This is a genomic window from Dyella soli, from assembly GCF_054482295.1.
Genome location: NZ_JBTFFU010000001.1, coordinates 1,578,082 through 1,599,164, shown reverse-complemented (window position 1 = coordinate 1,599,164; position 21,083 = coordinate 1,578,082). Strand labels below are relative to the sequence as shown.

General features: G+C 66.8%; 24 protein-coding genes. 11 read left to right on the top strand and 13 right to left on the bottom strand.

Going from position 1 to position 21,083, the window contains the following annotated elements; translation table 11 throughout:
• Positions 1–18: 18 nt before the first annotated feature.
• Both fghA and rimJ read left to right on the top strand, forming a co-directional pair.
• Entirely contained in the window at positions 19–867 is an 849-nt protein-coding gene (gene fghA / locus ACXU4B_RS07405; RefSeq protein WP_131409156.1) for an S-formylglutathione hydrolase, read from the top strand.
• The gene (gene rimJ, locus ACXU4B_RS07400; RefSeq protein WP_131409154.1) at positions 864–1,415 is read left to right on the top strand and encodes a ribosomal protein S5-alanine N-acetyltransferase; all 552 of its coding nucleotides are present in this window, start codon (positions 864–866) and stop codon (positions 1,413–1,415) included. The genes fghA and rimJ overlap by 4 nt, the downstream gene beginning before the upstream one ends.
• Before the next feature lie 33 nt (positions 1,416–1,448).
• On the opposite strand, the gene ACXU4B_RS07395 is transcribed toward rimJ, so the two are convergent.
• Together ACXU4B_RS07395 and ACXU4B_RS07390 are read right to left on the bottom strand one after the other, a co-directional pair.
• Positions 1,449–2,777 carry a DEAD/DEAH box helicase gene (locus ACXU4B_RS07395; RefSeq protein WP_131409152.1) on the bottom strand — a complete coding sequence of 443 codons (1,329 nt, stop codon included), beginning with the start codon at positions 2,775–2,777 and terminating at the stop codon, positions 1,449–1,451.
• 141 nt (positions 2,778–2,918) lie between these two features.
• The gene (locus tag ACXU4B_RS07390; RefSeq protein WP_240734032.1) at positions 2,919–3,584 is read right to left on the bottom strand and encodes a class I SAM-dependent DNA methyltransferase; all 666 of its coding nucleotides are present in this window, start codon (positions 3,582–3,584) and stop codon (positions 2,919–2,921) included.
• Positions 3,585–3,743: 159 nt separating this feature from the next.
• Between ACXU4B_RS07390 and ACXU4B_RS07385 the strand changes: the two genes are divergently transcribed.
• Together ACXU4B_RS07385 and ACXU4B_RS07380 are read left to right on the top strand one after the other, a co-directional pair.
• On the top strand, positions 3,744–4,988 hold the full coding sequence (locus ACXU4B_RS07385; protein WP_131409150.1) for an MFS transporter: 1,245 nt from the start codon (positions 3,744–3,746) through the stop codon (positions 4,986–4,988).
• Positions 4,989–5,036: 48 nt separating this feature from the next.
• Complete coding sequence (locus ACXU4B_RS07380; RefSeq protein ID WP_131409148.1) at positions 5,037–5,522, top strand: FKBP-type peptidyl-prolyl cis-trans isomerase; 486 nt, start codon at positions 5,037–5,039, stop codon at positions 5,520–5,522.
• Positions 5,523–6,562: 1,040 nt separating this feature from the next.
• On the opposite strand, the gene ACXU4B_RS07375 is transcribed toward ACXU4B_RS07380, so the two are convergent.
• The 4 genes from ACXU4B_RS07375 to ACXU4B_RS07360 all read right to left on the bottom strand — a co-directional run bounded on the left by ACXU4B_RS07375 (position 6,563) and on the right by ACXU4B_RS07360 (position 9,549).
• Positions 6,563–6,991 carry an organic hydroperoxide resistance protein gene (locus ACXU4B_RS07375; RefSeq protein WP_131409146.1) on the bottom strand — a complete coding sequence of 143 codons (429 nt, stop codon included), beginning with the start codon at positions 6,989–6,991 and terminating at the stop codon, positions 6,563–6,565.
• A 3-nt stretch (positions 6,992–6,994) separates the two neighbouring features.
• Positions 6,995–7,453 carry a MarR family winged helix-turn-helix transcriptional regulator gene (locus tag ACXU4B_RS07370; protein ID WP_131409144.1) on the bottom strand — a complete coding sequence of 153 codons (459 nt, stop codon included), beginning with the start codon at positions 7,451–7,453 and terminating at the stop codon, positions 6,995–6,997.
• A 78-nt stretch (positions 7,454–7,531) separates the two neighbouring features.
• The gene (locus ACXU4B_RS07365) at positions 7,532–8,101 is read right to left on the bottom strand and encodes a C40 family peptidase (RefSeq protein WP_131410432.1); all 570 of its coding nucleotides are present in this window, start codon (positions 8,099–8,101) and stop codon (positions 7,532–7,534) included.
• A gap of 95 nt (positions 8,102–8,196) precedes the next feature.
• A complete protein-coding gene (locus tag ACXU4B_RS07360; protein ID WP_205746535.1) occupies positions 8,197–9,549 on the bottom strand; it encodes a hypothetical protein in 1,353 nt (450 codons plus the stop codon).
• 30 nt (positions 9,550–9,579) lie between these two features.
• On the opposite strand from ACXU4B_RS07360, the gene ACXU4B_RS07355 reads away from it, so the two are divergent.
• The 4 genes from ACXU4B_RS07355 (at position 9,580) to ACXU4B_RS07340 (ending at position 13,503) form a co-directional block, all read left to right on the top strand.
• Positions 9,580–10,860 carry an NAD(P)/FAD-dependent oxidoreductase gene (locus tag ACXU4B_RS07355; RefSeq protein ID WP_240734031.1) on the top strand — a complete coding sequence of 427 codons (1,281 nt, stop codon included), beginning with the start codon at positions 9,580–9,582 and terminating at the stop codon, positions 10,858–10,860.
• Positions 10,861–10,918: 58 nt separating this feature from the next.
• A complete protein-coding gene (gene gorA / locus ACXU4B_RS07350) occupies positions 10,919–12,265 on the top strand; it encodes a glutathione-disulfide reductase (RefSeq protein WP_131409142.1) in 1,347 nt (448 codons plus the stop codon).
• Between the two features lie 22 nt (positions 12,266–12,287).
• Positions 12,288–13,067: an N-formylglutamate deformylase gene (hutG, locus tag ACXU4B_RS07345; RefSeq protein WP_131409140.1), complete on the top strand. Its 780-nt coding sequence runs from the start codon at positions 12,288–12,290 to the stop codon at positions 13,065–13,067.
• Positions 13,068–13,254: 187 nt separating this feature from the next.
• The gene (locus ACXU4B_RS07340) at positions 13,255–13,503 is read left to right on the top strand and encodes a hypothetical protein (protein WP_131409138.1); all 249 of its coding nucleotides are present in this window, start codon (positions 13,255–13,257) and stop codon (positions 13,501–13,503) included.
• 64 nt (positions 13,504–13,567) lie between these two features.
• Here ACXU4B_RS07340 and ACXU4B_RS07335 read toward each other — a convergent pair whose 3' ends face one another.
• From ACXU4B_RS07335 to asnS, 7 genes are all read right to left on the bottom strand, one after another.
• A complete protein-coding gene (locus ACXU4B_RS07335) occupies positions 13,568–13,996 on the bottom strand; it encodes a RidA family protein (protein WP_131409136.1) in 429 nt (142 codons plus the stop codon).
• On the bottom strand, positions 13,993–14,661 hold the full coding sequence (gene can / locus ACXU4B_RS07330; RefSeq protein ID WP_131409134.1) for a carbonate dehydratase: 669 nt from the start codon (positions 14,659–14,661) through the stop codon (positions 13,993–13,995). The genes ACXU4B_RS07335 and can overlap by 4 nt, the downstream gene beginning before the upstream one ends.
• 10 nt (positions 14,662–14,671) lie before the next feature.
• Positions 14,672–16,123, bottom strand: coding sequence for an aldehyde dehydrogenase (locus tag ACXU4B_RS07325; RefSeq protein ID WP_131409132.1), 1,452 nt, complete (start codon positions 16,121–16,123; stop codon positions 14,672–14,674).
• A gap of 70 nt (positions 16,124–16,193) precedes the next feature.
• Positions 16,194–16,982, bottom strand: a complete 789-nt coding sequence (locus tag ACXU4B_RS07320) for an SDR family oxidoreductase (protein ID WP_131409130.1) — start codon at positions 16,980–16,982, stop codon at positions 16,194–16,196.
• Positions 16,983–17,004: 22 nt separating this feature from the next.
• Positions 17,005–17,319, bottom strand: a complete 315-nt coding sequence (locus ACXU4B_RS07315) for a hypothetical protein (RefSeq protein ID WP_131409129.1) — start codon at positions 17,317–17,319, stop codon at positions 17,005–17,007.
• Between the two features lie 44 nt (positions 17,320–17,363).
• Positions 17,364–18,233, bottom strand: a complete 870-nt coding sequence (locus tag ACXU4B_RS07310; protein WP_131409127.1) for a MalM family protein — start codon at positions 18,231–18,233, stop codon at positions 17,364–17,366.
• A gap of 14 nt (positions 18,234–18,247) precedes the next feature.
• Positions 18,248–19,648 carry an asparagine--tRNA ligase gene (asnS, locus tag ACXU4B_RS07305; protein WP_131409125.1) on the bottom strand — a complete coding sequence of 467 codons (1,401 nt, stop codon included), beginning with the start codon at positions 19,646–19,648 and terminating at the stop codon, positions 18,248–18,250.
• A 121-nt stretch (positions 19,649–19,769) separates the two neighbouring features.
• Between asnS and ACXU4B_RS07300 the strand changes: the two genes are divergently transcribed.
• The 3 genes from ACXU4B_RS07300 to rpsR all read left to right on the top strand — a co-directional run bounded on the left by ACXU4B_RS07300 (position 19,770) and on the right by rpsR (position 20,984).
• Positions 19,770–20,096 (top strand): HesB/IscA family protein, encoded by a 327-nt coding sequence (locus ACXU4B_RS07300; protein WP_131409123.1) that lies wholly within the window; start codon positions 19,770–19,772, stop codon positions 20,094–20,096.
• 205 nt (positions 20,097–20,301) lie between these two features.
• Complete coding sequence (rpsF, locus tag ACXU4B_RS07295; protein WP_121878540.1) at positions 20,302–20,739, top strand: 30S ribosomal protein S6; 438 nt, start codon at positions 20,302–20,304, stop codon at positions 20,737–20,739.
• 14 nt (positions 20,740–20,753) lie between these two features.
• Positions 20,754–20,984 carry a 30S ribosomal protein S18 gene (rpsR, locus tag ACXU4B_RS07290; protein ID WP_017462785.1) on the top strand — a complete coding sequence of 77 codons (231 nt, stop codon included), beginning with the start codon at positions 20,754–20,756 and terminating at the stop codon, positions 20,982–20,984.
• The last annotated feature ends 99 nt before the right edge of the window (positions 20,985–21,083 follow it).

Sequence of the window (21,083 nt, the reverse complement as noted above, 5' to 3'; positions counted from 1 at the left end):
ACCATAGGGAGACTCACCATGGCAGGGATCGAAACCATCTCCGAGCAGCGCTGCCACGATGGCGTGCAGGGCTTCTATCGCCATCATTCGGAAAGCTGCGGCGGGCCGATGCGCTTCGCGCTGTTCCAGCCGCCCCAGGCCGCGCACGAAGAGTGTCCGGTGCTGTATTTCCTCGCCGGCCTCACCTGCACCGAGGAGACCGCCACCATCAAGGCCGGCGCGCAGCGGCTGGCCGCCGAACTGGGCCTGATCCTGGTGATGCCCGATACGAGTCCGCGCGACACCGCGATCGAGGGTGCCAGGGGTGACTGGGAATTCGGCGAGGGCGCCGGCTTCTACGTCGATGCCACGCAGGCGCCGTGGTCGTCGCGCTTCCGCATGCACAGCTATGTCGCGAGCGAATTGCCGGCGCTGATCGCGCGGGAGTTTCCGGTGGACGGGGAGCGCAGCGGCATCACCGGGCATTCGATGGGCGGACACGGCGCGCTGACCATCGCGCTGCGCCATCCGGGGAAGTACCGCTCGGTGTCTGCCTTCGCACCCATCGTGGCGCCGAGCCAGGTGCCGTGGGGCCAGAAGGCGTTGCCGCGCTACCTTGGCGAGGAGGCTTCGGCCTGGGCTGGGTACGACGCCTGCGAGCTCGTGCGTCGCCGGACCTTCGACGGCACCATCCTGATCGACCAGGGCGAAGCCGATGGCTTCCTCGCGACGCAGCTGAAACCCGAATTGTTCGACCAGGCGTGTGCCGAAGGCGGGCAGTCGCTGCTGCTTCGACGTCATCCGGGCTACGACCACAGTTACTACTTCATCGCCAGCTTCATCGATGATCACCTGCGTCATCACGCGAGGGCACTGGGGCGCCTGTGAACCTGCTGCATCCCATCACCACCGAACGCAGCCGCATCCGCCTGGGCGATGCGTCCGACGCGTCACGCCTGCTGCGCTATCGCGTGCAGAACCGCGATCACCTGGCGCCGTGGGAACCCCTGCGCGAAGCGGCGTACTACACCCTTTCGCATTGCGTGCAGACGCTGGCCGAAGCGCGCGAGGCCGTGCGCCTCGATCGTGCCTATCCGTTCTTCGTGTTCGACCTGGCCGAAACCGAGATCATCGCCTCGCTGACCTTTGCCAATGTCGTGCGCGGCGCCTTCCAGGCCTGCCACCTCGGCTACAGCATCGCGGCGCCATGGCAGGGACGCGGGCTCATGCAGGAGGCACTCGGCGCCACGCTGCCCTGGGCATTCGGCGAAATGGACCTGCATCGCGTGATGGCCAACTACATGCCGCGCAACGAGCGCAGTGCGCGCCTGCTGGAACGGCTTGGCTTCGAGCGCGAGGGCTATGCCCGGCGCTACCTGCAGATCGCAGGCGTGTGGGAGGACCACGTCCTCACCTCGCGCATACGCGCGGACTGACTCCCCCGCCCGGCAGGGCGGGGGAGTCGGGGGTCAGGCCTTTGCCGCCGGGCGACGGCTGCGCTGACGATTGCGGTTGCCTTCGACCGGGCGATCGCCACCCTGCGACTGGCCATAGCCATGGCCGTGCGGACGATGCGACGGCTTGCCCTGGCGCTGCGGCGGGCGTGCCTGGCGCTGGCTCTGGCCCTGCACCGGGCGCGGTGCGGCGGCATCGGTACGCAGCGGATGCGACGGCTCGAAGCCGGGCACGTCGCTGATGGCGATGTCCTGCTTGAGCAGCTTGCGGATGTCGCGCAGCAGGCCGGCTTCCTCATGGCTCACCAGCGACACGGCCATGCCGTCGGCGCCGGCGCGGCCGGTGCGGCCGATGCGGTGCACGTAGTCCTCGGCCACCATCGGCAGGTCGAAGTTGATCACGATCGGCAGCTGGTCGATGTCGATGCCGCGTGCGGCGATATCGGTGGCCACCAGCACCGTGGTGCGGTTGGTCTTGAAGTCGCTGAGTGCACGCGTACGCGCATTCTGGCTCTTGTTGCCGTGGATGGCGGCGGCGCGCAGGCCGGCCATTTCCAGCGACTTCACGAGCTTGTCGGCGCCGTGCTTGGTGCGGCTGAACACCAGCGTCTGGCGACGGCTGTCCTGCGACAGCAGGTGCAGCAGCAGGTCGCGCTTCTTGGCGGCATCGACCGGATGCACGTGATGCGTAACGGTGGTGGCCACCGTATTGGGCGGTGCCACCGACACTTCGCGCGGCTGGTGCATGAACTGCATCGCCAGCGCCTTGATCGGCGGCGCGAAGGTGGCCGAGAACAGCAGCGTCTGGCGCTGGCGCGGCAACGCGGCCAGGATGCGCTTGAGCGCCGGCAGGAAGCCCATGTCGAGCATGCGGTCGGCTTCGTCCAGCACCAGGATTTCGACCCCGGACAGGTCGAGCGAACGCTGCTGCATGTGGTCGATCAGGCGGCCCGGCGTGGCGATGACGACATCGACGCCGCGACGCAGCGCCTGCATCTGCGGACCCATGCTGACGCCACCGAAGATGGTGGTGCTGCTGACGCGCATGTGCTTGCTGTAGTCGCGCAGGTTGTCATGCACCTGGGCAGCCAGCTCGCGGGTCGGGGTCAGCACCAGGGCACGCGGGCGACGCGTCTGCGTGGCGCCGGCGTTGGAAAGGTGTTGCAGCAGCGGCAGCGCGAAGGCGGCCGTCTTGCCAGTGCCGGTCTGCGCGGCAGCGAGCAGGTCGCCGCCTTCAAGCACGACCGGAATGGCCGCTGCCTGGATGGGGGTGGGATTGGCGTAGCCCTGATCGGCAAGCGCGCGCAACAACGCGGGCGCAAGGCCCAGCGATTCGAAAGACATGGAAGCTCCTGAGCAACCCGGAGCGTTCTTAGAACCGCGTTGCAGTATTCAATGAGGGAGGGACGGCGATACACCGTGCCGTGCAGTATAGCGCAATTGTGGCCGCCGCGCCCGTCGGCCCTGAACAGGCGTTCCAGCCGTTCAGAACGGGCGGTGCGCCACCAGCAGATAGCAGTCGAACGGCGTCCTGCCGTGCAGGGATCGCAGGCTTACCTGGAGCCCCGCCGCTTCCAGTGGCGCCCGCAATTCGTCCGCGCTGGGGTAGTGCTGCGCGCCCACCTTCATCCAGCCACTGATGCGCAGGAAAAACTCCGACCCGCGCGTGACGTAGTAGCGCCAGCTGGATTCGCGCAGCACATTGCGCACGATCAGCAGGCCGCCCGGCGCGAGGTGTGCGACGGCGTTCTCCAGCATGGCGCGCTGGCCCGCCGCCGGCAGGTAGTGCAGCACGTCGAGCAAAACGACATGCCCGTGCACGCCATGCGCCGTCGTGCCGTCGGCCTGGCGTAATTGCAGCGCCGGCTGCAGGCCGGCCTGGTGCAATGCGCGCGTGCCCGCCTCGATCTTGCGCGGGTCGGAGTCAAGGCCGAGGTACTGCGTGACGATGCCGCGCGCGTGCAGGTACTGCCCCAGTAGGCCAATGCCGCAGCCGATGTCGAGCAGCGGCATCGGCTTGTCCGCGATCAGCTCGGCCGTGGCGGCGTAAGCGGGATCGGTGGCGAGCTTGGCCCTGGCGTAGCGACGCTGCAGCCAGTGGTCGTAAGACTCGGCAATGCGATCGCGCGCGGTGATGTCCATGGGCATCATGTCAGCCGACTCCATGACTGTTCAGGGTGAAGCCTAGTACGTCGGCCGGCACGGAACCATCCACGCCGACGCTTGCTCTTGCTTCGCCGCGAGCATGATGGTTCGCTTGGCACCCAGCGTGCCGCGCCGGCGGACACGACCACTGTGATGGAGTTGCACATGTCGCCGTTCGCGCCCCTGCGGGAGCTCAGCACCACCCAGCGCCATACCGTGCTGGCCAGTTTCCTGGGCTGGACGCTCGACGCCTTCGATTATTTCCTGCTCACCTTTGTGATCGTCGGCGTGGCGCAGGAGTTCCACGTCGACAAGGCGCAGGTGACCTTCGGCCTGTTCCTCACGCTGGCGGCGCGGCCGCTGGGTGCGCTGCTGTTCGGGCGCCTGGCCGACCGCTACGGCAGGCGCCCGATCCTCATGCTGGACGTGATCCTGTTTTCGCTGTTCGAGCTCGCCACCGCGTTTTCCACTTCGCTGACCATGTTGCTGGTGCTGCGTTTCCTGTTCGGCGTGGCGATGGGCGGCGAGTGGGGCATCGGCGCCTCGCTGGCGATGGAGTCGATCCCGCCGAAGGCGCGCGGCGTCGTGTCGGGGCTGCTGCAGAGCGGTTACCCCTGCGGCTTCTTCCTGGGCGCGCTGGCGAACTGGCTGCTGATCGATCACATCGGCTGGCGCGGCCTGTTCGTGGTCGGCGCGGCGCCGGCGCTGCTGGTGCTTTACATCCGCCGCTCGGTGCCGGAGTCGGAGGTATGGCAGCAGGGTCGCGAGGCGCGCGCGAAGCGCGGCCTGTTCGAGGCCATGCAGGGCCACTGGAAGCTCGCCATCTACCTGATGCTGCTGATGATGGCGTTCAACATGTTCAGCCATGGCTCGCAGGATCTGTACCACACGTTCGAAGAAGTGGGCCTGCATTTGCCGACCGGCTCCGGGGCGGCCTTCATGCTGGTGGCCATGCTCAATCTGGGCGCGCTGGTGGGCGGGCTGTTTTTCGGCGCGCTGTCCGAGCGCATCGGTCGGCGCCGCGCCATCACGCTGGCCGCGCTGCTGGCCATACCGGTGATTCCGCTGTGGACCCACGGCGGTTCCCTGCTGCTGCTGGCCCTGGGCGCCTTCCTCATCCAGGTGATGGTGCAGGGCGCCTGGGGCGTCGTCCCGACCCACCTGAACGAGCTTTCGCCGGACGAGGTGCGCGGCACCTTGCCCGGCTTCGCCTATCAAACCGGCAACCTGCTGGCCGCCGTCACGGCCAACGCCCAGCTCTGGCTGGCGCAGCGGCACGGCGGCGACCTGGCGTTCGCCATGTCGCTGTGGATCGCCGTGGTGGCCGTGCTGCTGGCCCTGCTGGCCTGGCTGGGGCCGGAGGCGCATGGCGTGCGTTTCGGCCAGGGCGCCCGCCGGGCGGACGGCTAGGCGGGGGGACTGGTAGAATCCCCGTTTTGATCCATCACGAGACATGCAATGAAGGCTGGCAAGGACAAGGTCATCTCGCTCCACTACACGCTGACGGTGGACGGTGAAAAGGTCGAGAGCTCCCTCGATCGCAACGAGCCGCTGTGGGTGTTGCTTGGCCACGGCCAGCTGATCCCCGGCCTGGAAAAGGCACTGGAAGACCACGAGGCCGGCGCAAGCCTGCAGGTCGAAGTCGCCCCGGCCGAAGGCTATGGCGAGCGCCAGCCGGGCATGACCCAGCGCGTGCCCAAGAAGTACTTCCAGCAGGGCGGCAAGCTCAAGCCGGGCATGACCACGGTGCTGGCGCTGAAGGAAGGCGGCCACCGCGTGGTGGTGGTGCAGAAGGTGGGCATGACCACGGTCGACGTGGATCTGAACCACCCGATGGCCGGCAAGACGCTGAACTTCGATGTGACCATCAATGAAGTACGCGAAGGCACCGAGGAAGAGATTGCGCATGGTCATGCGCATCCGCCGGGTGCAGAGGCGCACTAAGGGTTCCTCGTTGCTCTCCTTCGCAGGGAGGGGCAAGGTTCTTGGTCTGCAAAAAGCCGCTCCTCAGGGGGCGGCTTTTTTGTTTTGGCTCGTTATGCCTGCGAAAGCAGGAGGCGCCTCTCAACAGCTGAAGGCTGGTCGTCCAGTGACTTTGTTCGCCGGGTGTCGCGATACCGCGACCGGGCTCGCCTGCGACCGAAGGGAGTCCCCGTGGGACGGCGGGCTTCCGTCCTCCTGCCGGAGGCCGGGTCACTTTTCTTTGCTTGCCCAAAGAAAAGTAACCAAAAGAAATGGCCCCCCGGATGCCGCGCCTTCCGGGCCTTTGGCCCTCCAGGTGCGCGGGCGGGTTACGGGGTTTGTCGACAGGGCTTCCTGCCCTGACGACAAACTGGCTCGCATCCATGCGAGCCACCCTGCGGGCTTTCCTCCACCCGCCCGCCGCGTCATACGGGGACCCCGAAGAACCAAGGCGCGAGCCAGCAGCGCTTCCGCGAGCACCCGCCCCTCACCCCAACCCTCTCCCCGGATGGGAGAGGGAGCAAAAACGCGCAGCGCTCGGCTTTAAGTCCTCTCCGCTGAGGCGCATTGCAGTGAAGCGGCTATGTAGAGGCGGAGGTGTCCCGCGTCGAGACCCTGAGACCGTTCCGGCCTGTATCCAACGCTGGGCCGCGAGCTCTTGAGGCCATTCTCTTTGGGTTACTTTTCTCTTGGGCCAGCAAGAGAAAAGTGACTCGGCCTCCGGCAGGAGGTCGAAACGCCCGCTGCGCAAGCGGCAAGCTGGCGACTGCGCCTGCGAACGAGCCGAAGAAAAGGCCACACGACTTGGCCCGATCGCGCCACCGCGACAACCAGACAGCCAAGTCACTGGGTTCCTGCATTCGCTGGAATGACGAGCCCACAACCAACGATGCCTTGTGCTGGCGTCGCCCGCGCCACACCCACGGCGCCTACCCCTATCCGAACATCGCCCGCCCATCGCCACACGCAAACAACAACGGCACCTCACGGTGCCGTCGTCATTCCCGCCATGTGAAGCACGCTTACACGAGCGTAATCGTCACATCCACATTGCCGCGCGTCGCATGCGAATACGGGCAGATGTCGCGATGGGCCACGTCCACCAGTTCCTGCGCCACGGCGCGGTCCAGGCCCGGCAGGCTCACATCCAGCTTCACGGCGATGCCGAAGCCGGTCGGTTCACGCGGGCCGATGCCGACATGTGCGGTCACCGAGGCGTCCTTCAGGGCAATGCTCTTCTGGCGGGCGACGAAGCGCATCGCGCCCTCGAAGCAGGCCGCATAGCCGGCGGCAAACAGTTGTTCCGGATTGCTGCCGGCGCCGCCCGGGCCGCCCAGTTCCTTCGGTACGACCAGCTGCAGGTCGAGTACGCCATCGCTGCTCTTGGCGTGGCCTTCGCGGCCGCCGATGACGGTGGCGGTGGCGGTGTAAAGAATCTTGGTGCTGCTCATGGGTCAATCCTCGGTGGGGGTGTGTTGGAGTTGCCGGGTAAATTGCTTCAGTTGGTCACGCAGGTCTTGCAGCCGGTCCATCGACAGGTTCAGGCGTTGGGCCAGGCATGCCGGTACGTCGGTGGCCTGCTCGCGCAGGGCGAGGCCGGCTCCGGTAAGACGGATTTCAACCTCACGCTCGTCTTTGCTACGTCGTTGGCGGTCAACCAGACCCGCCGCCTGCAGGCGCTTGAGCAGCGGCGTGAGCGTTCCCGAATCCAGCTGCAGGCGCTGGCCCAGCTCGCGGACGCTGAGGCCATCCCGTTCCCACAGCACCAGCATCACCAGGTATTGCGGGTAGGTCAGCCCCAGTGGCTCCAGCAGCGGCCGGTACAGGCCGGTGACCGAGCGGGATGCCGCGTACAGCGCGAAGCACAGTTGCTGGTCCAGCAGCAGGTCAGCGGGGGTCGGTTGCCGTTTCATGGGAGCCATCCTATGTGCAAAATTCAATTGCGTACAATTCAATGTTTCGATGGCGACGATAGGCCTGGCCTCTGGATCTCAGTCGAGCAGGCGTTTGCCGAAGGCGAAGTGGTCGCGCCAGTAGGGGCCGTCGATATCGTCGAGCCGGACGGTACCGCCGCTGTTGGGTGCGTGCACGAAGCGCCCCTTGCCCACGTATACGCCGACATGGCTGATGCCGCCGCTGCCGGCAAAGAACACCAGGTCGCCGCTGATCAGGTCGTTCATCTGGCGCACCTGCGCGCCGCTCAGCTGGGACATTTCGCGCGAGCTGTGCGGCAGCATCAGGCCGGCCGCGTTGCGGTAGATGTAGTCGACCAGTCCGCTGCAGTCGAAGCCGCCATCAGGGGTATTGCCGCCCCAGCGATAAGGCGTGCCGACCAGGGCGATGGCGCGGAACAGCACGTCGTTGGCCGTGCCCGGGTTGCCCGGGGCGCGCGCCGGAAGATCAGCCAGCGAGGAGCGGGAATCCTTGTAGGTGGGCTGCGGCTTGCTGGGGCCGCTGGCGCAGCCGGCCAGCAACAACAGGGCGGCTCCCAGCAGCAGGTACCGCCCCTGGCGCCATGCTGCTGGCGGACATAAGGACGGCTCGGCAAGGTCCGGATGCATCATGCTTCCCCTCGGCATGGATTGCGGCCGAGGTTAGCAAATCAACAAGTTGTACGAAAGTTCTCAGTGATTACGCGAGATCGGGTCTCGGGGCCTCATGAGCCGGGCTTGTCGACGGTGAGATTGCGCTGGCTGACCGTGCGGCCGTCCCGGTCCCAGGCCCGCAGCTTGTACTGGCCGGGCCGCAGGTACAGCGAGTTCATGCTGTTTTCGGTCAGGAAGACATAACGGTCGGCGGGAATGGCGTCGTCGGATTCGTTGGCGTAGCGCGCCTCGACCACGCAGGGCAGCTGGCGCTGGCACATCTCGCTGGTGATCACCCGCTTTTGCCGCGCGCCGTCCAGGCCCAGCCAGTGGGGACGCCGCTCGTGTCCCGAGGGGGGCAGGATCACGTCCACGTCGTGCCGGGTCGGGTCGGATGTCCACACGCTCCCGTTCTGCCGGCTGAGGAGTACCGACGGGCGCTCCACCGGAAACAGCGTGTACAGCTGCTTGTACAGGTCGGTATCGGGCATCGGGCCGATGTCGCGCCAGCGCGTCTGGTCGATCGAAAGCGGATCGAACCCGGTGAGCAGCTTCAGCTGCATGGCCATGGGCTGGATGGTGCCGCCGAGATTGCCGGGCGCCTTGTCGATGTGCGCGTAGCCTGCATGCACGAACAGGCGCGCCTTGGCATCCTTGGCGAATACCTCGTGGTAGAGCAGGCGGGCCTGTCCGGCCTCGCGGTCGGACAACTTGTCGGCGTCCGATTCATAGGCCACGACCTGGAAGCCCAGCCGGATAGCCTCGCGGATGATGTCGCCGTACAGCGGCTCGTGCAGGTACTCGCTGCCGCTGCTGGCGATGGCATAGCCGCGCTTCATCAGCCCGGTGTCGCCGTTGCTGAGGGCCTCGGCGGCGAAATGGGTGAATCCTTCCGCGCGCAGTTTGGGTAGCAGGGCGAGTGTCAGCTCGCGGGTGTGGGCGTCGTGATGTGCTTCGTTGATCATCACGATGCGCCGGCCGCTGGCGAGCTTGGCGATCTGCTCCGCGGCGTCTGCGATCTGCCAGTCGGCGGGCACCGGCAAGGGCACGGGCGTCTGCACGCGGTTGTCGAACGGGAAGTCCAGGTTGGCTTCGTCGTAGAGGCCAAGCTCGTCCTCCACCGAGGCCAGCAATTGCTGGTCGATCAGGCGGTCGTCCTTGGTGAGTTGCGGCATCGCCTCGCGCAGGTACAGATAGCGACCCAGGTCGTTCTTGATGTGCGCGGTTTCGGTGAACAGGTCGCGGGACACCTGTGTCTCCGACGACGCGGTGGCGGGCCGCGGTTCCTGCTGCTGTGGTTGCTGCTGCTTTTGGCCCGAGGCGAGGGCGCCGACGGAAAGCAGCATGGCCAGGGTGGTGGCGCCTGCCAGGGAGATTCGGCTCAGCCACATCATGTTGCTGGACTTCACATCGGACAGGGTCATGCTCAGGTCCCCGGGGCTAGGGTTGGGCAAATGCGACGCTACAATAACGTGATGGATGCTTCGCGCAGTGATGTTCTGATTCTTGGCGGCGGCGTTATCGGCCTGGCCTGTGCTTATTACCTGCTGAAGTCCGGGGCTACCGTGCGTGTGCTGGAGCAGGGTACCCCGGGTTGCGGAAGTTCGCACGGCAATTGTGGAACGATCACCCCGAGCCATGCCGCCCCCCTGGCGATGCCGGGCATGTTCGGCGTGGCGTTGCGCTCCATGCTTCGCGCCGACGCCCCGCTTTACCTCAACCCCCGTTTCGACGGCCCGCGCCTGCGCTGGCTGCTGGGCTTTGCACGGCACTGCAACTGGCGCGATTTCGAGCATGCCACCATGGCGCGCTCGGCCATCCTGCAGCGTTCGCGCGCCTTGCTCGCGCCCCTGGTTCGCGACGAAGGGCTGGCCTGCGAGTTCGGCGAAGGCGGCGAGCTTTACGTGTACCGCAGCGCAGCGGCCCTGCAGAAGGATGAGCAGCACCATGCCCGCGTGCTGGACCAGCTCGGCGTGGAAGTGCAGCGGCTGCGCGGCGACGAAGTCGAGGCGATGGAGCCGGCGGTAAAGCCCGGGGTGACCGGTGGCCTGTTCCATCCCGAGGATGCCCACCTGCGCCCCGATCGCTATGCGGCCGAGCTGGCGCGACGGGTCGTCGAACTGGGCGGCTCGATCGAAACGGCTGCACGCATCGACGGCTTCGACACCCGCGAGGGACGCATCGAGCAGGTACGCACGACGCGCGGTACGTTTTCCGGCGACCGCCTCGTCATGGCGCTCGGCGCCTGGTCCCCGCTGCTTGGCAAGACGCTTGGCCTGCATCTGCCCATGCAGCCCGGCAAGGGCTATTCGCTGACCTATACGCGTCCCGCGCTGGCGCCGCGCCATTCGCTGGTGCTGCGCGAGGCGGCCGTGTGCGTCACCACCTGGGCCAGCGGTTACCGTCTCGGCAGCACCATGGAGTTCTCCGGCTATGCCGAAGGGCTCAATCGCACCCGCCTGGATGCATTGCGGCGGGGCGCCGCCGCCGGCTTGCACGAGCCTGAAGGGCCCGAGCTGCTCGAAGAGTGGTGGGGGTGGCGACCGATGAGCGTGGACGAGGTGCCGATCATCGGCCCCAGCTCGCGCTGGTCCAACCTGATGTTCGCCACGGCGCACGGCATGCTCGGCGTCAGCATGTCGGCAGCGACGGGCGAACTGGTCGCCTCCCTCATGCGAGGAAGCACGCCGGCCATCGACCCGACGCCGTACGCACCGGCGCGTTTTCGGGTGTGACCTTTACGCGGCCTGCTCGTTCGCTGGCCTAGGGTGCACGCTGCAACGGGAGACAGGCATGGCCGACACCTTCGATCTGATCGTGCTGGGCGCGGGGTCCGGCGGGCTCGCCACCGCATTCCGCGCGGCGCGACACGGCGCCCGCGTGGCGTTGCTGGAGCCGGGCGCCATGGGCGGCACCTGCGTCAACGTCGGTTGCGTGCCCAAGAAGGCGCTCTGGTTCGCCGCGCAGCTCGCGCAGCAACAGCAACTGGCGCTGCACTATGGCTTTGCCTCCACCCCGGGCCCCCTCGACTGGGAGCATTTCAGGCAGTTGCGGCAGACCTATATCGACGGCATCCGGCAACGCTATGCAAGGCGCCTCGCGGAGGCGGGCATCCAGGTGTACGCCGAAACCGGGCGCTTCGTCGCGGCCGACACGGTGGCTACTTCCGGCGGCGACGAACTGCGCGCGATGCAGATCGTCATTGCCACCGGCGGCCGGCCCGGACGGCTGGAAGTGCCCGGCTTCGACCTCGGCATGGTGTCCGACGACATCTTTGCCTTGCGCACCCTGCCGCAACGCATCGCCATCGTCGGCGGCGGTTACATCGCGGTGGAATTTGCCGGCCTGCTGCGCGCGCTGGGCAGCGAAGTCTCGATGCATGTCCGCCGCGGACTGCTGGCCGATTTTGACGCCGAGGCGGTGGCCGCGCTGAAAGAGCACATGCAGGCGCAGGGCATCGTGATCACGCAGGGCGTGAAAGTCGCCGGTCTGCACCGCGACGATGGCGGACTGGTGCTGCACGACGAGGTCCATGGCGAGAGTGGTCCTTACGATGCGGTGCTGTGGGCGCTCGGGCGCGTGCCCAACAGCGATCGCCTGGATCTCGATGCCGCCGGCGTGCAGGTGGACGAAGCCGGACATGTCGTCATCGATGCGTGGCAGAACAGCAACGTGCCCGGCATCTGCGCCGTGGGCGACATCAGCGGGCGCGCCGAGCTGACGCCGCTGGCCGTGGCGGCCGGTCGCCGGCTTGCCGATCGCCTGTTCGGCGGGCAGCCCGGCAGCCGCCTCGACGACGAGTACACGCCCACGGTGGTGTTTGCCGAACCGCCACTGGGCATGGCCGGCCTGACCGAGGCGCAGGCGCTCGAGCTCCATGGTGACCAGGTGCGCGTCTATCGCAGCCGCTTCGCGCCGTTGCAGTGGGCGGTAGCCGGACACGCCGGGCAAAGTCTCATGAAGATCGTCTGCGTGGGGGACGACGAACGCGTGGTCGGCATCCACGCGCTGGGGCCGGGCGCCGAGGAAATCCTGCAGGGATTTGCCGTCGCGCTGAAGATGGGGCTGCGCAAGCGCGACCTGGACAACACCATCGCCATCCATCCCAGTTCGGCCGAGGAGCTGGTGCTGCTGTCCTGAGCCGACGCGTTAAACTTCGCCGATGAGTACATACAGCCTCCACCGCGGCAGCGCACCGCTGCTGATCAGCCTGCCGCACGATGGCAGCGACATTCCCGCCGCCATCGCCGGGCGCATGCTGCCGACGGCACGGCGCTCCGTCGACACCGACTGGCATGTCGGGCGTCTGTACGAGCCGTTGGCGAGGGCGCTCGGCGCGAGCCTGCTGCGTCCCGTGGCATCGCGCTATGTGGTCGACCTCAACCGTCCTGCCGATGGCCAGGCGCTGTATCCGGGGCGACGTGAAACCGGCCTCGTGTCCACCATCGGCTTCGATGGCGAGCCGCTCTATCGCGATGGCGAGGAACCTGCGGCGGATGAAATTCAACAGCGGATAAACGAGTTCTGGCATCCGTACCACGGCGCACTGTCGCAAGAACTTGAAAGGCTGCGCGCAGCCCATGGTCGCGTCGTGCTGTGGGAAGGCCATTCCATCCGCAGCCGCGTGCCCATGCTGTTCGACGGCCAGCTGCCCGACATCAACGTCGGCACGGCCGATGGCGCCAGTTGCACGCCCGCCTTGCAGCAGCGGCTGCAGGCCGCGCTGGAGAAGCAGTCGCGATACAGCTTCGTGGTCAACGGCCGCTTCAAGGGCGGCTACATCACCCGCCACTACGGCCGGCCGGGCACCGGCATCGACGCGGTGCAGCTGGAACTGGCACAGCTCAACTACATGGACGAAGACAGCTTCGAATACGACGAGGCCAAGGCTGCGCGCCTGCAGGAAACCATCGCCGGATTGCTGGACCAGTGCCTGGCCTGAGCGCAAGAAGATTCGAGCCGCGTTAGGGAGTCGGAAAGTCAAGATCCGCGCGAGGAAAATCGCGCGCGACGCCTCGAATAATTCCATTCCAGCCGCTGGCGAAACATGCCATGTTGCAGCCGTCGCGCCGCCCGTGTTGCCGGGGTCCGGCCGGGTCCGCGGCAACCGACGTTCGAGGCTCATCATCATGCGTAAGTTCGCGATCGCTTCCCTGCTCGTGGCAGGCGTTGCCCTCTCTGGTTCCGTGCTGGCTCAGGACGCCGCCCCGCAGGCTGCGCCCGCGACCAAGGCGGCCTCGGCACAGCCGGCCGCGTCCAGCAGCAAGCATCACAAGAAGAGCCACAAGTCCGACGGAACCCAGTCGAGCGCGAAGAAGGGCAAATCCGCCAAGAAGTCCGCCAAGGCCACGCTGCCGGCGACCACGGCCAGCCACTGATCATCGTCAGTCCGGCAACGAAAAGCCCCGACGCTCGCGTCGGGGTTTTTCATGGGTGCCGCGCTTATGGAACGTCAGGCGGCAAGGCGGCTATGCATTTGAGTTCGATCGCGATGGGCGTGGGCAGGGCGGTGATGCCCAGGGTCGTGCGGCAGGCATCCACGCCGGCGAAATACTCTGCGTAGAGCCGGTTGTAGGTGGCGAAGTCGTTCGCCATGTCGGTAAGGAACACCGTCACGTCGACCAGTTGCTCCCAGCGCGCGCCGCTGGCCTCGAGCACTGCGCGGACATTGGCGAACACCTGGCGACACTGCGCCTCGATGTCGTACCCGACCAGCTTGCCCTGGGCATCGTGGACATTGCCGGGAATCGCGTTGCTGCCCGGCACGCGCGGCCCCACGCCCGAGAGGAACAGCAGGTCGCCCACGCGCCGCGCATGCGGATACGCGCCTACGGGCGCCGGTGCCTGATCGGTGCGGACGACGTCGCTCATCGGTTGAACTCGGGCACGGTGCCGAGGCGCTGAAGTGCGCCTTCGTAGGCGGGCCACAGTTCGTCGCGCGAACTGACATGCATGCCCAGGTCGTTCACGTGGCCGTCGAACAGGCTGTAGCACCACGCGTGCACGGAGAGCTTCTGGCCACGTTCCCATGCGTCCATCACCATGGTCGTGTGGCAGACGTTGACTACCTGTTCCATGGCGTTGAGTTCGCACAGCCGGCTGTTGCGCAAATTCATCATGTCGATGGACGACAGCATGGTGGAATGCTTTTGCGCCACATCGCCCACGTGGCGCAGCCAGTTGTCCACCAGGCCGAGGCGTCGCTGATCGAGCACCGCCTGCACGCCGCCGCAGCCGTAGTGACCCACGACGAGGATGTGCTCGACCTTGAGCACGTCCACCGCGAACTGGATGGTGCTCAGGCAGTTGAGGTCGGTATGCGACACCACGTTGGCGACATTGCGCTGCACGAAGATGTCGCCGGGCGGCAGGTCCACGATCTGCGTGGCGGGCACGCGCGAGTCGGAGCAGCCAATCCACAGGTAGCGTGGCGCCTGCTGCTGGGAGAGGCGCTCGAAGAACCGTGGATCCTGGGCGCGCACGGCGGCGGACCATTGGCGGTTGCTGTCGATGAGGTTCTGTAGGGGGCTCTTCACGGCGGCGTTCTCAATAGCGAATGCAGATGTTTTTCGGCTCGGTGAAGAAGCGCAGCGCTTCGGTGCCGCCTTCGCGGCCGAGCCCGGATTGCTTCGTGCCGCCAAAGGGCGTGCGCAGGTCGCGCAGCAGCCAGCAGTTGATCCACACGATGCCGAAATCGAGTTGTCCGCCGAAGCGATGCGCGCGCGAAAGGTCGCGCGTCCACACCGAGGCGGCCAGTCCGTAACCCGTGCCGTTGGCGATGGACAGGGCCTCCGCTTCGTCCTCGAAGGGAATCAGGCTCACCACCGGACCGAAGATCTCGTGCTGGTTGGTGGCGGCGTCGCCGTCCAGCCCTTCGATGACCGTAGGCGACACGAACCAGCCGTCGGCGCAGCGGCCTGGCACATCCACCGCTTCGCCGCCGCACAGCACGCGGCCGCCTTCGTCGCGGGCCTGGGCAATGCAGCCCATCACCTTGTCGAAATGGGCTTGCGAAACCAGCGCGCCGAGGTCGACCTGCGGGTCGTCCGGGTCGCCGATGCGCAGTGCCTGCACGCGCGCCAGATACCGTTCGCGGAAGGCGTCGTAGATCGAACGCTGCACCAGCAGGCGCGAACCGCACAGGCAGATCTCGCCCTGGTTGGCAAAGCCCGAGCGCACGATGGTGTCCAGGTTGGCGTCACTCAGGTCGACATCGTCGAACACGACGGCGGGATTCTTGCCGCCCAGTTCCAGCGAGAGCTTTTTGAACTGCGGCGCCGCGGCCGTCGCAATCTGCGCGCCGGTTCGCGTGCTGCCGGTGAACGACACGGCCTTGACGCCGGGGTGTTCCACGATGGCCTGGCCGACTTCCGGGCCACGGCCCTGCACGATGTTCAGCACGCCGGGCGGGAAGCCCGCCTCGATGCTCAGCTCGCCGAGCAGGGCAGCGGTGCAGGGCGTGATTTCCGATGGTTTGGCCACTACCGCGTTGCCCGCCGCCAGCGCGGGCGCGATCTTCCAGGTGAACAGGTAGAGCGGCAGGTTCCACGGACTGATGCAGCCGACCACGCCGAGCGGCTGGCGCAGCGTGTAGTTGATGGCCCCGGTCTCCATCGCGTGCGACTCGCTGCTCCACGGCACGATGGCCGCCGCGAAGTAGCGCAGGTTGGATACCGCGCGCGGAATATCGAGGCTGCGCGCCAGGCTCAGGGGCTTGCCGCTGTCGCGGGACTCCAGCGCGGCGAAGGTTTCCAGCCGCGCCTCGATCAGGTCGGCCAGTCGATGCAGCAGGCGGGCCCGTTGCTCGGCGGGCGTCGCGGCCCAGGCCGGCGCGGCACGCCGGGCTGCCGCCACCGCATCGGCCACATCCTCGGGGGAGGAGTCGGGACATTGCGCGAACGCCTGGCCGATGGCGGGCTCGAAGACATCCAGCCAGCGATTGTTCCGTGGCGCCTGCAGGCGACCGTCAATGAGGTTGGCGAGGCGCAGGTTTGGCATCCGCACAAGCTTAAGGCCAGCGGCGCCCAATTGCACCGGACGCCGGCGTACGCCCGGCTCTGGTCGGGGCTCAGCTCAGCGCGCGCGTGCGGCCGCCATCCACGGCAATACTGACGCCGTTGACGTAGCCGGCCGCTGGCGTGCACAGGAAGGCGATGACAGCAGCCACTTCGGTCGCCTCGCCAAAGCGGCGCGCGGGTACGGTAGCCAGCATGCCCTGGGCGATTTCTTCCTCGCTGCGGCCGCTGCTGCGCGACTGCGCGGCGAGCAGGCCGTCGAGCCGCGCCGTGCGCGTGTAGCCGGGCAGGACGTTGTTCACCGTAATGCCGTCGGCCGCCAGTTCGCCGGACAGCGTCTTGGCCCATGCAGCGACCGCCGCACGCACGGTATTGGAGACGCCCAGTCCCGGGATGGGCTCCTTCACCGAGGTCGAGATGACATTGACGATGCGGCCATAACCGCTGGCGCGCATGCCGGGGAGCAATGCCTGCACCAGTGCCTGGCCCGCCAGCAGATGCTGGCGGAACGCTGCCGCGAACGCATCCGCCTCGGCCGCATGGGCCGGACCACCGGGCGGACCGCCGGTGTTGTTGATCAGGATGTGCACGGGGCCGCCGGCGACGACATCGGCCAGCGCGCCCTGCAGCTTGTCGGTGTCCTGCATGTCCACGGCGAGCCAGCGATGTTGCTGGCCCGGGCGATGCGGCAAGGCCTCGGCAACCGCCTGCAGCTTGTCGGCGGAGCGGGCCAGCAGGGTGACGCTGGCGCCGAGCTCGGCCAGCTCAACGGCGCTGGCGCGACCGATGCCCTGCGAGGCACCACAAACCAGGGCGTGACGTCCGCTCAGATCCAGCAACATGGGCGTTCCTAGGCAAGAAGAGTTAGCGGGCGGCCCACTGCATGGCCAGTGCGCCGAACCAGCACAGCCAGGCGACCCAGGGAGCGTAGCGCCAGACGCGGCGCCACTGGGTGATGGCGGCATGCTCGAGTGCCGGCAGCACCGGCGACTTCAGCGCCAGCTGCAGGCGGATCCAGGTGCGCAGGGGGCTCGCCGGCTGGCCATCGGGTTCGGCAATGATTTGCCACTCGTGGCGATGGTCGCGGCGCAGCAGGGTGGCGACACGGTACTGCGCCAGGAAGTGGAGCAGGAAGCACGCCACGCCTGAGGCCAGTAAGGTTAGGTAGAGCTCGATCATGCCGTGCCTGTCTTCGAAGTAGGAGGGTGGGGGCGCCTGGGCGTCTAGCCCTTGGCCGCACCGCCGGTCGAGGCGTTGTCGGTCGTCGTGCCGGTGTCGGCCTTGGCATCCGCTGCCTTGCTGTCAGGCTTGCTGCCCCAGGACGGCACCGAAATGGAGTTGCGCAAGGTGCTGAGCACGCCGCTGCCCTGGGCCGCCTTGGCGCAGATGGCGTTGTCCACGGCGTCCTTGTAGGTCTTGTCCATCAGCCCGATCCACACCGTGCCATCCGGGCCATGCGGCAGCTTGAACGAGCCGACGGCAGCCATCTTGACCGGCGCCTCGGCCGAAAATGCCGCCGGCGACTGCTCCCAGTAGGTACTGCCCGACTGCTGCTTGGCCGAGCTGTAGAGCACCAGGTAGCGCGCGCGCTTGTCGGTGACCTCGACGCTGCCGAAGGCGCCGGTGGTCTCGTCGGTCCAGCCCATGTGCTCGCACAGGCCCACGTCCTGCGTGTTGATGGGCTGGAAGCCTTCGTCCAGCAGCACGACCGTGGGAGCAAACAGGTAGCTGGCGCGCAACCAGCGGCTGCTCAGTTCCGACTTCAGCGCGATGCGGTAAGGCATGGCGGCCTCGCGCGGCAGGGCGAAGCTGATGAAGTAGCTGCGTTCGCCATTGAGGCTGGCGACCATGCTGCCCGGCCCCAGCACGAACTTCTTCGGCTGCCAGGGCAGGGTGTTCTGGAACGAAAAGTCCGCGAACGTGCTGCAGCACGGCGTCGCCTGTTGCAGCGCGGTCCGGGCCTGGTCGAGGCTGTTGCGGGTGTCTTCGGGTGGCCGCAGGTTGGGCGGCACCAGCGTCTTGACGTTGTGACAGCCGGCGGCCGCCAGGGCGGCAGCGGCGAGGGCGGAAGCGACGATCAGGCGAGGACGCATAGACGGTTCGCAGCTCAGAATTCGGCCGTCCCCGCGGCACGCGGGTAGGGGATGGCGTCGCGGATATTGGACAGGCCGCACACGTAGACCAGCAGCCGCTCGAAACCGAGGCCGAAGCCGGCGTGCGGCACGGTGCCGTAGCGGCGCAGGTCACGATACCAGCCGTAGGTGGCCGGATCGAGGCCGAACTGGATCATGCGGCGGTCGAGGTAATCCAGGCGCTCCTCGCGCTGGCTGCCGCCGATGATCTCGCCGATGCCGGGCGCCAGCACGTCCATCGCGGCGACGGTCTTGCCGTCGTCGTTGAGGCGCATGTAGAACGCCTTGATCTGCTCGGGATAGTTCATCACCACCACCGGGCGGCCGACGTGCTTCTCGGCCAGGTAGCGCTCGTGCTCGGTCTGCAGGTCGATGCCCCAGGCCACCGGGAACTCGAACTTCTGGCCCGACTTCTTCAGGATCTCGATGGCGTCGGTGTAGTCGATGCGCTCGAACGGCTGGCTGATGAACGCCTCCAGCCGGCTGATCGCATCCGGCTGCACGCGCTCGGCGAAGAACGCCATGTCATCGGCACGCTCCTCCAGCACGGACTTGAAGATCGCCTTGAGGAAACCCTCGGCGCAGTCGGCATTGGCGTGCAGGTCGGCGAAGGCGATCTCCGGCTCGACCATCCAGAACTCGGCCAGGTGGCGCGGCGTGTTGGAGTTCTCGGCGCGGAAGGTCGGGCCGAACGTGTACACCTTGCTCATCGCCAGGCAGTAGGCCTCGACGTTGAGCTGGCCCGACACGGTCAGGAACGCCTCGCGGCCGAAGAAGTCCTTGCGGAAATCGATCTTGCCCTTGTCGTCGCGCGGCAGGTTGGCCAGGTCCAGCGTGGACAGGCGGAACATGTCGCCCGCACCTTCGGCATCCGAGGTGGTGATGATCGGCGTGTTGATCCAGAAGAAGCCCTGCTCGGTGAGCCAGCGGTGGATCGCCGTCATCATGGTGTGGCGCACGCGGGTGACCGCGCCGAACAGGTTGGTGCGCGGGCGCAGGTGCGCCACTTCGCGCAGGAACTCCATGGTGTGCGGCTTGGGCTGGATCGGGTAGGTCAGCGGATCGTCGACGAAGCCGGTGACGGCGACTTCGTCCGCCTGGATCTCGAAGCGCTGGCCCTTGCCCTGCGAGGGCACCAGGGTGCCGGTGACGATGACGCCGGCGCCGGTGGTGAGGTGCTTCACCTCGCCCTCGTAGTTGGCGACCTTGTCGGTGACCACGGCCTGGATCGGGTCGAAGCAGGAGCCGTCCGTCACGTTCACGAAGGACAGGCCACCCTTGGAATCGCGGATGGTGCGCACCCAACCGCGCACGGTCACGATGCTGCCGGCTTCGATGCTGCCGGAAAGAGCCTGCTTGACGCTAACCACCGCCATGGATTGAAACTCCTGCTGGGCGCCGCATATCGGACGCGTAAGACCAACTTGACATGATAATGTACGTTTCGTTCAGGTCGCGAGCCTTCGCGCACTGTTTTCCGGATCCCCAAGTATCGCCATGACCATCACCATCACTCCCGCCGCCAGCGAACGCATGCGCCAGTTCCTTGCCAGCACCCCTGGCGCGGCCGGCGTCCGTTTCGGCGTGAAGCGCACCGGTTGCTCCGGCTTCGGCTACGTGGTTGACCTTGCCGAGGCGCTGGGCTCCGAAGACCAGCTGGTCGAAGTGGATGGCGTGCCGCTCATCGTGGACGGCAAGAGCCTGCCGCTGGTCGATGGCACCGTGATCGACTTCCAGCGCCAGGGCCTGAATGCGGCGTTCGTGTTCCACAACCCCAACGCCACCGGGGAATGCGGCTGCGGCGAGAGCTTCACCGTCGGTTGAGCAAAGCCTGGCCGTGGCGCCAGCCGGGCGGGCCCGCCGGGCGCTAGAGAAGCGCCGGTTTTTCAACCACTTGCCCGGATCGCCCGATCTACCTTACAATTCCGCTTCTGTCCGCGCCCCCAGGGCACGGATGGAACCTTGCCTCACCGCATAGGGCGGGAGGCTGCGAGGCCGCAAGGCCGCATCCACAAGGAGTTACCCAACAATGTCCCTGCGACATTACGAAGTCGTGTTTCTGGTCCACCCTGACCAGAGCGAACAGGTTCCGGCCATGATCGAGCGCTACAAGGCGCTGATCGAGACCGACGGCGGCAAGATCCACCGCCTGGAAGACTGGGGCCGCCGTCAGCTGGCGTACCCGATCGTGAACCTGGCCAAGGCTCACTACGTCATGCTCAACATCGAAGTCAGCCAGAACGCGCTGAACGAGCTGGAGTCGGGCTTCCGCTTCAACGACGCCGTGCTGCGCCATCTCGTGGTTCGCCGCGACGAGGCCGACACCGAGCAGTCGTTCATCCTCAAGAGCAAGGAAAAGGATGACGCCAAGTCCTCGCGCCGCCGCGATGACGACAGCGATGGTGATGAGCGCCCGGCCCGTCGTGACCGCGACGACCGTGACAACGATCGCGACAGCGACGACTGATCAGGAGCACAGACATGTCCAAGTTCTTCCGCCGCCGCAAGTTCTGCCGCTTCACGGCCGAAAAGGTCAAAGAGATCGATTACAAAGATCTCAACACCCTGCGCCAGTACGTGACCGAGAACGGCAAGATCGTTCCGTCGCGCATCACCGGCACCAAGGCCCGCTACCAGCGTCAGCTGGCGACCGCCATCAAGCGCGCCCGCTTCCTGGCCCTGCTGCCGTACACGGACAACCACGACGTTTGATCGTGATTTAGCTTCCTCTCCCCTCCGGGGAGAGGGAGCAAAACGAAAACCCCTTCGGACAACCGTCCACGGCTGCGCGGGGCCACACCGGCGCTAACG

Bases quoted from the DNA above. Each gene is read 5' to 3' on its own strand.
- fghA (WP_131409156.1), top strand. From the start codon at position 19: ATGGCAGGGATCGAAACCATCTCCGAGCAGCGCTGCCACGATGGCGTG.
- ACXU4B_RS07395 (WP_131409152.1), bottom strand. From the start codon at position 2,777: ATGTCTTTCGAATCGCTGGGCCTTGCGCCCGCGTTGTTGCGCGCGCTT.
- ACXU4B_RS07390 (WP_240734032.1), bottom strand. From the start codon at position 3,584: ATGATGCCCATGGACATCACCGCGCGCGATCGCATTGCCGAGTCTTAC.
- ACXU4B_RS07385 (WP_131409150.1), top strand. From the start codon at position 3,744: ATGTCGCCGTTCGCGCCCCTGCGGGAGCTCAGCACCACCCAGCGCCAT.
- ACXU4B_RS07380 (WP_131409148.1), top strand. From the start codon at position 5,037: ATGAAGGCTGGCAAGGACAAGGTCATCTCGCTCCACTACACGCTGACG.
- ACXU4B_RS07375 (WP_131409146.1), bottom strand. From the start codon at position 6,991: ATGAGCAGCACCAAGATTCTTTACACCGCCACCGCCACCGTCATCGGC.
- ACXU4B_RS07370 (WP_131409144.1), bottom strand. From the start codon at position 7,453: ATGAAACGGCAACCGACCCCCGCTGACCTGCTGCTGGACCAGCAACTG.
- ACXU4B_RS07365 (WP_131410432.1), bottom strand. From the start codon at position 8,101: ATGCATCCGGACCTTGCCGAGCCGTCCTTATGTCCGCCAGCAGCATGG.
- ACXU4B_RS07360 (WP_205746535.1), bottom strand. From the start codon at position 9,549: ATGACCCTGTCCGATGTGAAGTCCAGCAACATGATGTGGCTGAGCCGA.
- ACXU4B_RS07355 (WP_240734031.1), top strand. From the start codon at position 9,580: ATGCGACGCTACAATAACGTGATGGATGCTTCGCGCAGTGATGTTCTG.
- gorA (WP_131409142.1), top strand. From the start codon at position 10,919: ATGGCCGACACCTTCGATCTGATCGTGCTGGGCGCGGGGTCCGGCGGG.
- hutG (WP_131409140.1), top strand. From the start codon at position 12,288: ATGAGTACATACAGCCTCCACCGCGGCAGCGCACCGCTGCTGATCAGC.
- ACXU4B_RS07340 (WP_131409138.1), top strand. From the start codon at position 13,255: ATGCGTAAGTTCGCGATCGCTTCCCTGCTCGTGGCAGGCGTTGCCCTC.
- ACXU4B_RS07335 (WP_131409136.1), bottom strand. From the start codon at position 13,996: ATGAGCGACGTCGTCCGCACCGATCAGGCACCGGCGCCCGTAGGCGCG.
- ACXU4B_RS07325 (WP_131409132.1), bottom strand. From the start codon at position 16,123: ATGCCAAACCTGCGCCTCGCCAACCTCATTGACGGTCGCCTGCAGGCG.
- ACXU4B_RS07320 (WP_131409130.1), bottom strand. From the start codon at position 16,982: ATGTTGCTGGATCTGAGCGGACGTCACGCCCTGGTTTGTGGTGCCTCG.
- ACXU4B_RS07315 (WP_131409129.1), bottom strand. From the start codon at position 17,319: ATGATCGAGCTCTACCTAACCTTACTGGCCTCAGGCGTGGCGTGCTTC.
- ACXU4B_RS07310 (WP_131409127.1), bottom strand. From the start codon at position 18,233: ATGCGTCCTCGCCTGATCGTCGCTTCCGCCCTCGCCGCTGCCGCCCTG.
- asnS (WP_131409125.1), bottom strand. From the start codon at position 19,648: ATGGCGGTGGTTAGCGTCAAGCAGGCTCTTTCCGGCAGCATCGAAGCC.
- ACXU4B_RS07300 (WP_131409123.1), top strand. From the start codon at position 19,770: ATGACCATCACCATCACTCCCGCCGCCAGCGAACGCATGCGCCAGTTC.
- rpsF (WP_121878540.1), top strand. From the start codon at position 20,302: ATGTCCCTGCGACATTACGAAGTCGTGTTTCTGGTCCACCCTGACCAG.
- rpsR (WP_017462785.1), top strand. From the start codon at position 20,754: ATGTCCAAGTTCTTCCGCCGCCGCAAGTTCTGCCGCTTCACGGCCGAA.